The organism is Mesomycoplasma ovipneumoniae, from assembly GCF_038095975.1.
GTDB classification, from domain to species: Bacteria; Bacillota_I; Bacilli_A; order Mycoplasmatales; family Metamycoplasmataceae; genus Mesomycoplasma; species Mesomycoplasma ovipneumoniae_C.
Genome location: NZ_CP146003.1, coordinates 697,948 through 712,695 on the forward strand (window position 1 = coordinate 697,948; position 14,748 = coordinate 712,695).

Below are 14,748 nucleotides of genomic sequence, written 5' to 3' on the forward strand. Positions count from 1 at the left end.
GTTATTTTTTCTGAGCTGCCCAAAAAAGTTAAAAAAGTGCCCAAACTAATAAACCAGGACACTTTTTTAAGATTATTTCATCAAACTGGTAAACTTGGGAGGTGCATTTTTGCAAGCAAACATAAATTTAACTAGCAAAATTACTATTTTTAAATAGATAAAAATGAAAAAACAGGTTAAATAAATTTCTTAATAGATTTGATTTTTATTCAGCTTTTTCAATTTTAGCTGAGTCAAAATTATCAAACAAATCAAATTTATCAACTTTAGAAATTAAGAAGTAATTAATATAAGGGAAAGAAACAAATATTAATATTTGTGTAATAAAAATTAGAAAACTACCAATATTTGTAAGCATTAAACCATTATCAGCAAAAACTCCAGCACCAGAAGAAGAATGAGCTTGTGTTGCAACGGCATAAATTTGTGAATAAATAAAGGCGGCAACGGCAATTAGAATTAAACTTGAAGAAATTATTGCTGAAATTCAATATAATTTTGGGTTAATTTTACGCTCAATTGAATTAGGATACTTTATTTTTTTGCGTGAATAGGCGACAATAATTGCCATATATACACCAAAGAAAATTAGTGAAGGGAAATTGGACATCGAATCAACAATAACATCACTACCAAATCCAATTCCTGTTCCATCTTTTTTTGGAAGTTTAATGGCTAGCGAAGGAATATAAATAACAAGCGCCCAAAACACTAATGTAATAAAAAGATAAAAAATTGTAACTTTTTCGTTAGAATATTTCTTTTTTAAACTATGAGCGCCAACAATTGCATTTAATTTTACAAGGTCTCTAACTTGATTTACAAATGCAGCATTTAAAGAATTAGCCACACCGTATGTTGAAATCAAAAGGAAAACAGCCACAAAAATAGTAATGCCACGGGCTGCATTAGCCGGGAAAACGTCACTAATTAGACCTGAAATTGTTCCCTTATTATGCAGCGCTGATGATAAACCAATAAGAGTGTAAACGCTAGCAATTAAAATCATCCCCGCTGTAATAATCAAAGGGACTCTTTTACTTGCTTTTTGAACTTTATTATGAATTGAACCAACTGAAAGAAATGAATCATAAGCAAACAAAACCGCTGGAAGTGCAAGCACTAATTTTGAAAAATCAAAACTATTTTTTTCAGTTACTACAAAAGCACTAGAACCACCAGCATTATGAGTTGTTGGAAAAAAAATCCCAGCAAAGACAGCAATAATTAATGGAACAAATTTTAAAACTGTTGAAACAAGTGCAACATATCCAGAAAATTTAACAGAAACATAATTTGTTGTTACAAATAAAATAGTAAAAAAAGCACCTAATAATATGTGAGCCCAAAACGGAAATGAAAAACTAGAGCCACTAGCTGTCTGAAAAAACCAAATTGTAATTTCAGACGAAAATATTCCTAAAATTAGGCTTAGCATTCCTAAATAATAAAATCCGTAACTAAATAAGACAAAATAACCACTTTTTTTGCCACCAATTTGGTAAGACCAGTTTGCTAGCCCATTTAGTTTGGTTTGTTTTAAAAAGCTAATTTCAGAAAAACTAATTGCAGCAAAAAGCGAAATTATTCCTCCAATAATTCAAGCAAAAAGTCATGCATAACCATTATTATTAGTGGTTGCGGCGATGCTGTTATTTTTGAAAAAAATTCCGATTCCGACAACTGAGCCAACGAGCATCGATAAGGCTGCAAAAAACCAAGTTTTCGGGCGCTTTGAATTTTCATGAGATTCCTTTTTGATTAATTGTAAGTTGATAAAATTTTAAATATTTAAAAATTATATTGTATAATTTACAAAATCAAAGCAATTTTTTCAATTTAACATCTAAAAAATTGCTGTTTTATAACTAATAGAGAGATATATTATGAAAAACTTATCAAAATATCTGTTTTATTTAGGTTTTCTAAGTCCTTTTGTAGTTATAAGTTGCACTTCGCAAATTCAGTTCGTAAAAAATAATCCGCCAAAAGTTGGAAATAATTCGCCAGAAATTGAAACTACTCCGCCCAAAGTTGAAACTACTCCGCCCGAAATTCAAACTAATCCGCCCAAAGTTGAAGATAATTTACCCAAAGTTGAAACTAAACCACCCGAAATTCAAACTAATCCGCCCAAAGTTGAAACTAATGAAGATAAGAAAAAACAGCCAGAAAAAATTGATTCATTAAAGCCGGATTCTAAAATAACAACTGACACGGAAGTTAAAACTGAAACCGGAAATGATATTGAATCAGTCGAACAAAATCAACCTGTTTTTGATTTTGTTCAAGTAAACAATAAATCAATTCGCAATTTCCGCACAGATTTATTATCAAATCTTACAGAAAATGATTTTAAAGCCCCAAACAATCAAGTTTCAAATTATAGCCGCTATTTTCTTAGAAATTGGGAAAATGTTGTTAAAAAAGAAAACCAAAACACCTTTCTTGGGCAGCAAAATAATAATTTAAAAGTTTATTTGCTTAATAAAATGAATCCAAATTTAGTCGCTAGTATTGCGGCTAAACAAAATCATTTTGCTTATTTTAACCGCCCCGCTTTAGGAAATTATTATAATTTACCTTGATTTGGGTTTAATTCTGATAGTCTTGAGCAAAAAAGATTTTCCAATATTTTTACAAGAAACATGCGTTTTGCGTCTGGGACAGGCATTTTTTTAAATGCAAATGCCGAAAAAGCAGCTTTTTTGACTAATGCTCACGTTATTCATGTAGGAAATAGCAAAATACCTTTTTGAAAATTAATGAATAAAAAGGTTGGTCAAAATCAACTAAATGCAAAACTAATTAAATTTTTACAATATTATGATGATTTTAAGATAAAAGAACTGGATAATCGCATTTTATTTCGTCTTTTTGAACAAGAAGAAAAAATAAAAAAAGGAGTACCTAACTTACCATTTAGTTTCCAAAATAATGCAGAAATTAATCAATATATGGAGGATTTGTATCAAAATTATTTCGAACTGGCTGAATGAGACAATTACGACTTTGACATTGCAGTTTTTTATTTTAATTACTCAAAATTTATAAGCGATGTTGACAAACTTATAAAATTTTTTAGCGAACAACAACAAAATTTTATAAATTCAACTCACTCACTTAACAATGGGAAATTCCAAAATTTTGTCAACGATTTTGCCGAATTTAAAAAATATTGACAAAAAATTTCAAAATTTCCACCATTGAAAATTTCAGACCGGATTTGAGAGGATGGTGATTTTGACTATACAACAAAAATAGGGATGTTTTGGGCAAATAATTTATTTTCAAAAAATGTTTTTAAAGGTATAAATTTCCGCCGAGATGCTAATGACCCTCGTTTAGTTGCCGCTAATTTTTTTGCAACAAACGGACCTGGAGCTTCAGGAAGTGGAATTTTTAATGCAGATGGCAGCCTTGCTTTTATTAATCGTTCAATTTTAACTGTAAATGGCAATGCTCATTCACTTTTTTATGATCAATTCGGCCTAACATCCCACTTAACTTCCGGAATTGCCCTAAGAGCAAGAAATTATAATTTAGTTGAAAGAATTTTGAAACTTTATGTAAAATAAAATTCCCTTTTTTTGGGTTTAATTCAAACTTGAGTTTGGCAGATTAATGGTAAAAATTCACTTTTTAGTGAATACAGGTAGGTAAAAATACCCGTAAATCCGGGTTTTTTGACGCTAAAATCTAAGTTTTTATAATTTGAAATTAACAGTTGCAAAAAAAAAAAAAAATGATTGGTCTAAGAAAAAAATTATGTTATAATAAATCTAACTTAAGAATAATTAATAAATTTTGTATTGAATTAAGGAGGAATTAAGAATGTTTTTGCTATAAAAAAAATCAGAAAATACGAATTTTTCCATTATATTTTTAAATATGATGATATGCCTTAAATTTACCCGTTTAGAAATCTACAAATTTAGGGCTTTTATTTATTGCTCTTTCAAAACTTCATATATTTTTTTAGGCTCAATTTAAATAAAATGAGTTTTCTATTTGCATTGAGTTTAAATAGTAGTTGTATTTTTTATGATTTTTGTTGTTTTATCCGTAAATTGATTTTTGCCTGTGTTTTAAAATAGGTAATTAACTTTTGCCAAAAAAGTTAAAAAAGTCCTAAAACCGCACCTGTTTTAAGATATCTCATCAAACTGGGAAACTCGGGAAGAGCAAATAATTATAATTTAGTTGAAAGGATTTTGAAAGTTTATGTAAAATAAAATCCCCCTTTTTTGAGATTTAATTCAAAAAAGGGGGATTAGTTATTACTATTCTTCTTTTTTATAAAACGGAATAATGTGAATGTGTGTGTGAAAAATTGTTTGTTTTGCATCTTTTTCGTTATTAACTTGAAGTCTAAAACCAGTTGCGCCAAGTTGCTTAACTTGCTCTAATGCTAATTTTCTTGCAATTTTTATTAAGTAAGTAAGATCTTCATCGGAAATGTGAAATAAATTTCGTGAATATTTTTTAGGGACAACTAAAAAATGACCAGGTGAAACCGGAAACTTGTCAAAAAAAGCGATAACTTGATCATCTTCAAAAATAATTTTTGCTGGTGATTTTTTTGCAATAATATCTAAAAATAATGTTGTATTTTCCATTTTTTCCCTAAAATTTTCTAACAATTAACTAATTTTTACAATTGGATCCTTAGATTCGATTTTATATCCAATTGATTCAAAAAAGTTTTTAGCATCACGGAAAATTCCACCTTGATCAGCAAGATATAATGAATAAGCTAGTTTTGTTTTTTGTTCTTGGGTATTTCAAGGTGTATTTTCAAGCGAAAAGTAGACTTGTTTTGTGTTATTTTCTTCAACTATTTTATCATATAGAGGAGCTAATTTGTTATAATATTTGACCGATATTTTTGACAAATCAGAACTAACTGCCGCAATTCCGTTATCAATTTTTGGTAAATTTTGACCATCAGCATTTATTTGGGGATTATAAAGGACTTTATTTTCATCCCAACTAACATCAACATTGTAATAAAATTTTGATGAATTTATGCTAATTTCGACAAGAACACCAACAGCAAATTTATTAGCATCGTTATCTTTTGTCGGAATTACGTTCTTAATTTTATATGATACTCCTGGAATCTGAGCAGGAATTTTGAGCTCAAAGTCAGAAATTTGGACTTGATCTTTAGTTTTTTTACGGTCAAAATTTGGACTTAGCTCAACAGGAAACATTTTTGCTTGATTAATTAAGTTAAAATTCTGAAAATCTTTAGCTGACCAAAGAAGATTTGATGCTGGATCTAAAAAACCAGACTTAGTTTGACCTTGAATTCTAAGATCGTTAAATTGGAATGATAAATCACCTAAAGAAGCATTTTGACGGTACAAAATTCCGGCATATCCAAGCAATAATGTTGTATCAATCTCGTCATTTTTACCAAGTTTTTCAAATTGTTGCTCTTTGCGAGTTAATCTAGAATTAATATTTTCACTACGTAAAAGTGTGTTAAAAGTATTAGTATCTTTAATTTTTAGTTGTGAAAAAGTACTTATACTATTTGGGTCGCTTGATTCAAATTGCCAAACTTGAACCGGATTTTTTGTTAACATTAAGTGAATTAGAAAAAAATCAGGTGAATTTGGATCAATATTTTGAAAAATTTGCCGTGATGTAAAGGATGTTCTTGTTGAAATACCATCTTTGTAAATTTGAGAATCTTTAATCAAATTTGGCTGATCAAGTTGAGTTAAATAAGCCTTAACTAGCAACATTTTATTTATTTCACGGGTAATTCCGGTTGAAAAATTATTGTATAAAACAATAAAAGCTTGATCATTAAAAGTCTTATTATAACCAGCCTGAGGTGATAAAAGTGCAAAATCACTGGCTGAAATTGCATTAGTGCTTTGCAATTGGGCAATTAATTTTAAACTATAAGTTGGATCTAAACTAATTTGGTAGTTTTGGTAAAAATCAAAAGCCGCTTTTGCTTGGGTAAAAAATTGCGAATTTGTATTTGTAAATTCACTAGCTAGTGAATTTGAGCCGGTTTTGAAAATATTTTGGGCTAAAATATTTTCAACATAGGCATTTTCAACAAAATCCTTAACATCATTTGAACTTAGTTTTCGGTCTTCATCAAACCTTCCGCCCGAATTAACATCAACGGTGCAGGAAACTAAAGCGCTAAAAGATGTACCTAAAACTAAGAAAACCGGTAATTTTTTTAAAAATTTGTTTTTTTTGGGGTGATTTTTCACAAATGTTCCTTTCAACTAGTGACTAAATCGAAAAAGACTTTCAAGTTTGTCAATTATCGCCTGACGCAACTCTTTTGATGGATCGGCTTTCAATTCTCAACGTTCTTTTTGATTATTATACCAAAAATCTGCGCTTAAATCATTTAAAGTTGCATTGGAAATATAATCTTGTAACTTTTGGTTAATATTTAAAACTTGAGAAAGAACGTAAAAATTCAAAAAATTTTCTGACGATTGTAAAACTGAATTTAAAAAGTTGGTTTTTTCTTGCTCAACTGTTGTTTTTTTTGAATCTAAAAGTTGTTTTTGATAATTTGCATCACGAACTAAAAGCGACTGAATAAAATTATTATTCGAAATATCGGCAAAAAGTTGACTCATATTTATTGTTGAATTTTGTTTTGAGTCAATTTGATTATTAGCACTTAATTGCAATTGGTGCGAAATTATTTTGTTAAAGTCTTCAAGACTACTAATTTTATTTAAACTCAAAACTTTCATTCCTTTTGAGTCAAGCACTAATTTCAAATTATCACCTAAATTATAAACTAAATGAGTACGATTATCATTTTCATCTGCACCAAAAGTTTCTAAAAATGCCCTTCCTGCCTGAGCCAGTTCATTATCAGAAAGACCTTGAATGTATGAATGAAGTCGTTGATTTAAACTTCTAATTTCACTAATTGGCTTAGAATTTAACTCAGATGGATCAACAAGCAAACTTTGGGCATTTTTAAAGAGCAAATCTTTAAGTTTTTCCATTAAAGTTTTGCTAAAAAGTTTTGCTTTTGGTCCAGCTGAGGTTGAATTTTCTAAAAAAGCAAAAATATAACCAGCTTCATTATTTGTTAGAGTTTGACTAAGTGAAGCAATTGGAAGTTGCCCTAAAATTTCAGCACTTTTTTTATTATTTTCATAATCCAGAGTAGAAAGTAGAATTCTATCTTGATTATTTTGAGTTGGATCAGTAGAATTTCCGCCTTTAAAATTTTCAATTAATTCCAAATTGTTGCTAACTTGTTCAGCAAGTGATGATTCAGAACTTGTTTTTAAAACTTTATAAGTTAAAAGTTCTTGGAGAGTTTTTTTATCAACAGTTCATGGTGATTTTGCATCTTTTGCATTTGGTTTTGCATTAATTGAAATTTGCGAAATTTCAAAAAAATTGAAATTTCCAGCCAAAGGTGCTTTTGGATCAAAATAAATTTCGTTAATTATTTTAGTCGGATTTACATATTCCTTAATAAAAGAGTTAGTAATAAAAGCAGAAATTTTAGGATCATTTGATGCTGAGGTCGGATTTGGACTAACAATATTTGGACCAAAGCCGTTTTTGCCGATCTCAATTAAGTTAGCAAATAATTTTTCGCCTTTTTTATAAACTACTTGTCCTTTTTCGTCCTTAATATCATCTTTCAAAATTCGATCTTCGATATCACTTTTAGTAAAATTTTTATTAATTCCCAATTTAAAACGGGCAAAAGCGACATTTTGTGCTGCATTAATTGAAAGCGCTTCAACTGCTTGTTCAATATTAACTGCATTATTAAAACGTGGATCTGAATTTAAATACTTATTGAATTCAGTTTCTCAATTATTAAAGCCAAAAGTGGTTTGGTATCTACTACGCTCATCATTAAGAAAATTTCGTTGGGATTGACGTATTTCTTCAAAGGATTGCAATGTAAAGCGGCGGGAATTTCCTTGAGTTTTGTCAGTGTTTGTGTTTTCCCAGGCTGCCTGAAAAACTTTGGATGCTTCATATTCTTGATTATATAAAAATTCAATTAAATATTTTTGAGCTTCACGGAGATCATCACGTTGTTTTGAATTGTCAGATTTAAAAACGCTCAATAATTCTTCAACTTTGATATTTTTGTCTGCAATAGGGGACTTAAGAATTACTATATCGGATTTAGGATCGCGGATTTCTAGATTATTTTTAGAACCACTTGAATAAGACAAAGGAATTCCAACCCCAAGGCCAATTACAGTTAAAAAACCGGCAGTCAAAGTAATTGGAATTCAAACTTTTTTAGTTTTGGCTGGCGCTTTTTCTTGTTGTTTTTTCCTTGAATCTGAATTCAAATTGGCAATCTTTTGAAATATATTTTGCTTTTTCATAAATAAATCCTTAATTTGTACTAAAACTCAAAATTATATTATAATTTAGTAATATTAAAAAAACATTTTTTCAACTAGAAAAAACACTTATTAAAATATTATATAATTTTAGCATTTTTTATATAATTTTGCTGAAAATATTGCAAATTTGGTTTAAATATGTTCTATAAAATTTCTTTTATCGATCTTGATGGTACCCTTTTAGACATTGGAAAGGGCAAAAATGCCCAAATTTCAGATACAAATTTGCATTCAATGAGAAAATTAGCTAAAGAATGTAAAATTGTAATTTCAACAGGAAGAAAATTTTCGCCTGATATTATTAATATTGGCAAAAAAATTTCTGCAAATTTTTATGTTTGTCAAAATGGCGCTGAAATTTATGACCAAAATTTAAATTTAATCTTTGAATCCTGCATTAATCAGAAAATTGTAGAACAAATTCTCGCTTTTGCAAAAAAATGAAATGTTTCAATTTCATTTGATTCAAAAGTTATTTTTTCTCCTTCAAAAAGTTTTTTGTATCTTCTTTCAAAATTTTTTTCAAATCTTGAAGTAAAAGACATTAACAAAGCTGATTTGCCAAAAAGTGTCAAAAAAATTTTGATTTTTTCACCTAATATTTTTAAAATAAGTAAATTTGGAAAATTTCTTGAGGAATTTTTTTCTGAAAAAATCCAGATTTATACTATTGAAAAGGGATTTGTTATTGAAATTACCGATTTTAACGCCTCAAAAGGTCAAGCAGCCGTTTTTATTTCAAAAGTTACTAATATCTCACTAAATTATTCATTTCATATTGGCGATTCTGAAAACGACATTTCAGCAAAAAATGTTGTCAACACCTTAATTTTGATGAAAAATTCGCCCAGAAAACTAAAAAAACATGCACACATTGTCGGTTATAAAAGAAAATTCGGGGTAGCAAAAGCGCTTGAAAATTTCATTTTCAAGCCAAAATCTATTGCTATAGTTGGCTTTTATGCAAGTGGAAAAACAACTTTTTTAAAAGCGGTTGAAAAATTTGGATATTCTGTTTTGTATACAGATGAATTTTATTTTAATTGCTTTTTAGAAAATAAGCCATGTTTTGAAATAATTAAAAAGTTCAAACCTGATTTTATTGATAACAACATCCTAGATAAAAATAAACTTCGCGATTTTATGGTTACAAACCAGCAAAATCGTGACTTTATTGAACAGAAAATCTATCCAATTTTAGAAGAACATTTAAAAACCAATTATTACCATTTTGTTGAAATACCTAATTTATGGACAAAAAATGCCGATTTTCAGGCGTTTTTTTGAAAAACTGTCTGAATTAGCACTTCAAGGAAACAACTACTTTTAAACATTAAATCCAAAAAGGTCAAAAAAGAAGTTTGCCAAAAAAACCAGGCATTAAATGGCAATAAAATAAAATTTTATAATGTCAAAATCTCAAATTCAAAGTGAAAAAGGCCGTCATTTTTCCCAAAATTTTTCACCAAAATTTTTAAATAGGGCTACAATTTCACTTTGCTATGCATTCCTGTTATGTAATTTCAAATTCTGATATTGATCAAAATGATTTAAATAATTTGTTATATTTTTATTTTCCCGTTGTTAAATTTCAAGGTTATCTTTTGTTCCAATATTTTTTAACTATCAAAAACGCAAACGAGCCAATTAACTTTGATTTTTTGGACAAAATTTACAGTATTAGTCTTGATAATTTTAATAAAACTCGTGAAATTTTGGAATGTCTAAATTTAATTCAAACCTTTTATGATTCCCAAAAGGAAAAATATTTCATTGAAATAAAAAAACCTTTAAATTCTGAGCAAATTGACAAAAATCCTTATTTAAAACCACTAATCACTGAAAAAATTACTGATAAAAGATACTTAAGCCTGATATCAAAATTTAAAAATAATTTTGAAGAATTTGACACTAGGCAAATTAAAACTGACAATTTCCATAATCTTTCAAAAAAATTTTATGAAATTTTTGGACAGAACAACCAAAACATTTCAACTATTTTTAATTGTGTCAAAAATACTGACAACAATGAAGCAAAAAAAGAGCTAAACTTTGAAAAATACCACTTGTTTTTAACTGGATATTCAATGAAACCTCGACTTCGGAATTCACTGTTAAAATATGTCGAAGAAAGAAGTTTTTCTAATTGAGCGATTAACAATGTTATTGAATATTGTTTTAAAGTTGGTAATCAAGTAAAATTTAATTATATTAAAAAGATTCTTGATAGTTTGTGAGATGATCAAATTATTAGTGGCGAAGATGTTGAGCTTGAACTTGAAGAGATTTTTAGAACAAAAATAAAAAATAAAAATAAATCTGAAAGTGCAAAAACTAAAAAAATAATTGACCCTGAATCAAGTGCTAAAAAAATCGCTAAGCCAAAAAGTCCTAAAAAATCAAAAGTTGAAACACCTGAAATGATAAATGCAATTTCCTGATTTATTGATGAAAATGAAATTAATTAAAAACTAAGTAAAATATGACAGAAATTCACCCAAAAACTAAAAAAACAACTAGCAGCAATTCCAACAACAAAGAGATAGCAAAATCACTTATTAACGTTTTAGAGAAAATTTTAACTAATGATGATCATGATGGTCCTAAAAATAATGAAGTTATTAAAAATGATAAAAATGACCTTAAAAATAGTCAAATATTAGTCAATTTAGATGAAAAATTTTTAGACTTAACTTATGAATCAGCGCTTAAAAATCCAAAATTTGCCAGCTGAATTAAACAGCTCAAAATTGATAAAAATGAGTATTACGAAAATTTAGACCTTTTTTGACGCGCAACTGAGTGAGAAAAGTTTCCTAATTACAAATTTGAAATAATAAGGACGCCTGAAACAAGAAAACTTGAAGAAAAATGTGTTTTTCTCTGATCAGAAGACAATAAAAAATGAGCTGAATTTTTACTTTTGCCAGAAATAAGTTTTCCTAAATTTAAAGATTTTGTCAAAATTATGAAACAACTTAATGTTGGGAAATTCGGTACAATTTTACCTTTATTAGAAAAATTTAAAATTTATTTAAATAAAAACAAAATAAACCAAAGTTTGGTCTACTGAACTAATTGAGATAGTGTTTCACAAACCTTACTTTTGAAATCTTTTACTGTTTTTTTTGCAATTCGAAAAATTAATGTTGGTTACTTTAACTTGTCGGAAATTTGCCAATTTATTACCGAAAACAAGGCAAAATTAACCAAAAAATTAAAAAATGTTGATGTTCTAATTGTTGAATTAGATATAATTAGTAATTTTACAACTTGATTTTTGGCTGAATTAGAAAAAATTATTGCTGAAAGAATAATCACAAATAAACTTACAATTTTAAGTTTTGATTCTGATTTTTATAACAAAAGTGGCAATCAAAAAATCGCTAGTCTTATTAAATATCACGGAATAAACGGCTTTGACTGATTGAATGAAAATAATTAATTGTTTTTTTTAAATTTTGGATAAAATATTTAAATTTTGACTAAAAATTGATATTAAATTTTTTTACTTTGAATTTGTCAGTTTGATGGCAAAAATTTAGTTTTTAGGAATATAAATATTCAAAAATACCGGTAAATCCGTGTTTTTGACGGTAAATCTTAATTTTTATAATTTTAAAATTAAAACTTTGCAAAAAAAAAAAAAAAAATGCTTGATCTAAAATAAAATTATGTTATAATAAGTAGCACTAAGAATGAATTAATAAATTTTGATATTGAATTAAGGGGGAATTAGTTATGTTTTTTGTCTAAGAAAATCAGAAAATGCGAATTATCCATTATATTTTTAAATATGATGGAATGCCTTAAATTTAACCGTTTAGAAATCTTCAAATTTATGGCTTTTGGTTATTGTTCTTTCAAAACTTCATATGTTTTTTTAGGCTCGCTGCAAATAAAAACGAGTTTTCTATTTGCATTGAGTTTAAATACTAGTTGTATTTTTTTATGATTTTTGTCAGTGTTTTAAACTAAAAAAGCAGTTTAAATATTTTGTAATTTTACTTTCAAGTTAAAATTACAGGTTTTTTAGTTTGCTTTATTTGGATTAGCAAGTAAATTTTTCTTTCATGAGTATTAGATTTAAAATTTAGTGTTTTTGCTTTGACAGTTATTATTCCTGAGTTTGCCAAAAAAGTTAAAAAAGTCCTAAAACTAAACTCGGACAAAAAAACCAACACCTTAGTGTTAATTTTCTTTGTCCTGGTTTAAACCCGACGCTTTTTTAAGATTATCTCATCAAACTGGTAAACTCGGTAATATCACGGAATAAACGGTTTTGACTGACTAAATGAGCATAATTAATTGTTTTTTTGTTCAAAAAAACAAAAAAACATGTGAAAAATAATCACATGCTTTTTAATTTTGGATAAAATATTTAAAATTTGACTAAAAATTGATATTAAATATTTTTTTACCTAGAAGAATATACTCATCAATTTGACTTTCAAGAAGTGTAAACGCTTGACGGTACATTTCTGGATCGCTAAGATCAACTCCAGCATTTTTGAGAATTTCGCTTGGTCAATCAGACCCACCTTTTGAAAGGAAGTTTTCGATGTAATTTTTTATTGCTGTTTTTCCTTCTTTTTTGTATTTCTGGAAGAAAACATTAGCAGCAAGATAACCAATTGCATATTTATAAACATAATATCCGTAATAATAATGAGGAACAATTACGCTATAAATAAAGGATTTTTCGTCAATTTCATCATCATTGGGCTTATATTTTTTAATTATTTGTTCGTAAACCTTAACAAAATCATCATATGAACCAGTTAGCTCACCACTATCCATTTTTTTATATAAAGTAGCCTCATAATCAGCCCAAATAACTTGGCGTTGAACTGTTGAAATAAAGGTTGAAATTTTTTGGAAAACAATATCGAATTTGAGCTTATCATCATCTTGATTTTTCAAAAGATAATCATCAACTATTAATTCGTTAAAGATTGAAGCTATTTCGGCAAGAAAAATTGGGTATGAACTATTGTGATAATCTTGGTGTAAATCAGAATAATAAGAGTGAAGTGAGTGTCCTAATTCGTGAGCTAAAGTATGAACTGAATTAATTGTAAAATCAAAGTTCATAAGAATATATTTTTTTTCAAGACCGTAAGACCCACCAATCGAATATGCTCCAGAACGCTTAGAAGGCACGTAGTGATAGTCGATTCAACGATCTGAAAAAGACTTTTTAACAATTTCTACATATTCTTCGCCCATTGGTTCTATAGATTTAAGGACAATTTCTTGGGCATCTTCAACAGAATAATTATCTTTAATCTCAACAAGTGGAACTAAACGGTCTCAATGATTCATTTTTGTTCCAAATTTTGCTTTATAAAATTGTTTTTGAGCATGAAAAAATTTATCAAAAATTGGAAAAGCAGCAGCGACATTACTAAATAAGTTTTGCAAATTATCTTCTAAAAACCGATCAGAAGACAAGCAAGCTTGAATTAATGAAGGGTAATTTCTTGTCTTTGCATCAACTGAGGCAGATTTAATATGTTGATAAAATAAATTTGCAAAAGTATTTTTATGTTCCAAATAAGCTGAATAATAATTTTGATAGGCTAATTGACGAACATGAGGGCTTCCAGTTTTTAAATAATTAAAGTAATTTGTCGAATTAAGTGGTAATTTATCACCTTTTTCGTCGATAATATCGGCAAATTTAGTTTCTGAATTTGAAAGAATTGAAAAAATTTTATAAACTGAAACTTCACCAAAAGATGTTTTTGTAAGATATTCTTCAACTTGATCATCGAGTTTGTGTTTTTTATTATCAAGTCGATAATTTAAATCTTTTAAATAAGGTTTTACGCGCTCATCATTTATTCAGCTGCGAATTTTTTCTTCATTTTTGTAAAAAATAACATCAAGTGAACCTAATTTAGCCTCAAATTCTGACATTAAGAAAGAAAATTTTTCATTAAGTTGGCTAAAAACAGGACTAACAACATTTGTGCTTATATTGTTTGAAATGTAATTATAAATTTTGTTATATTTAATTCCAAAGTCTTCTTCAAGTTTTTTAAAATGAAGAAAATTTTCAACATTATCAAATTGTTGGTCCTTCATTTCAATTAATTTTTGCGAAATTTGGACTATTTCGGCAAAATTTTCCTCAATTGTTTTGCCTTCAAGTAAAACTTCTAGGTCAAAACGGTGCTTTTCGGGAATTTCTGAATATTTTTTAAATTGCATTTATTCTCCTTTGTTTTTGTGAAATTTCGCCCTTAACTTCAAATATTACATATATATAATATAATTTAAGGAAAAATTAATTTTAGAATATAATTGTACCTTATTTTTTCAAAATTGCAATCCTAAAAAATAAAAAAATGTT

The 14,748-nt window shown here is 27.8% G+C and carries 9 protein-coding genes; 4 read left to right on the forward strand and 5 right to left on the reverse strand.

Annotation, left to right across the window (positions count from 1 at the left end):
• Positions 1–205: 205 nt before the first annotated feature.
• Complete coding sequence (locus V3255_RS02440; RefSeq protein ID WP_337903122.1) at positions 206–1,699, reverse strand: APC family permease; 1,494 nt, start codon at positions 1,697–1,699, stop codon at positions 206–208.
• 187 nt (positions 1,700–1,886) lie between these two features.
• On the opposite strand from V3255_RS02440, the gene V3255_RS02445 reads away from it, so the two are divergent.
• Positions 1,887–3,578 carry an Mhp366/Mhp367 family surface (lipo)protein gene (locus V3255_RS02445; RefSeq protein WP_333503558.1) on the forward strand — a complete coding sequence of 564 codons (1,692 nt, stop codon included), beginning with the start codon at positions 1,887–1,889 and terminating at the stop codon, positions 3,576–3,578.
• Positions 3,579–4,283: 705 nt separating this feature from the next.
• Here V3255_RS02445 and hinT read toward each other — a convergent pair.
• From hinT to V3255_RS02460, 3 genes are read right to left on the reverse strand one after another with little or no spacing between them, the layout of a single operon-like run.
• Positions 4,284–4,619, reverse strand: coding sequence for a histidine triad protein HinT (gene hinT / locus V3255_RS02450; protein ID WP_044283894.1), 336 nt, complete (start codon positions 4,617–4,619; stop codon positions 4,284–4,286).
• A gap of 24 nt (positions 4,620–4,643) precedes the next feature.
• On the reverse strand, positions 4,644–6,245 hold the full coding sequence (locus V3255_RS02455; RefSeq protein ID WP_333503559.1) for a HinT-interacting membrane complex lipoprotein P60: 1,602 nt from the start codon (positions 6,243–6,245) through the stop codon (positions 4,644–4,646).
• Positions 6,246–6,260: 15 nt separating this feature from the next.
• A complete protein-coding gene (locus tag V3255_RS02460) occupies positions 6,261–8,369 on the reverse strand; it encodes a HinT-interacting membrane complex protein P80 (protein ID WP_333503560.1) in 2,109 nt (702 codons plus the stop codon).
• 159 nt (positions 8,370–8,528) lie between these two features.
• On the opposite strand from V3255_RS02460, the gene V3255_RS02465 reads away from it, so the two are divergent.
• The 3 genes from V3255_RS02465 to V3255_RS02475 are packed head-to-tail and all read left to right on the forward strand — an operon-like array spanning position 8,529 to position 11,835.
• The gene (locus tag V3255_RS02465) at positions 8,529–9,872 is read left to right on the forward strand and encodes an HAD-IIB family hydrolase (RefSeq protein WP_333503561.1); all 1,344 of its coding nucleotides are present in this window, start codon (positions 8,529–8,531) and stop codon (positions 9,870–9,872) included.
• Between the two features lie 20 nt (positions 9,873–9,892).
• Positions 9,893–10,858, forward strand: coding sequence for a DnaD domain protein (locus V3255_RS02470; RefSeq protein WP_333503562.1), 966 nt, complete (start codon positions 9,893–9,895; stop codon positions 10,856–10,858).
• A gap of 14 nt (positions 10,859–10,872) precedes the next feature.
• The gene (locus V3255_RS02475) at positions 10,873–11,835 is read left to right on the forward strand and encodes a hypothetical protein (protein ID WP_333503563.1); all 963 of its coding nucleotides are present in this window, start codon (positions 10,873–10,875) and stop codon (positions 11,833–11,835) included.
• Positions 11,836–12,782: 947 nt separating this feature from the next.
• On the opposite strand, the gene pepF is transcribed toward V3255_RS02475, so the two are convergent.
• Complete coding sequence (pepF, locus tag V3255_RS02480) at positions 12,783–14,606, reverse strand: oligoendopeptidase F (RefSeq protein ID WP_333503564.1); 1,824 nt, start codon at positions 14,604–14,606, stop codon at positions 12,783–12,785.
• Positions 14,607–14,748 lie beyond the last annotated feature (142 nt).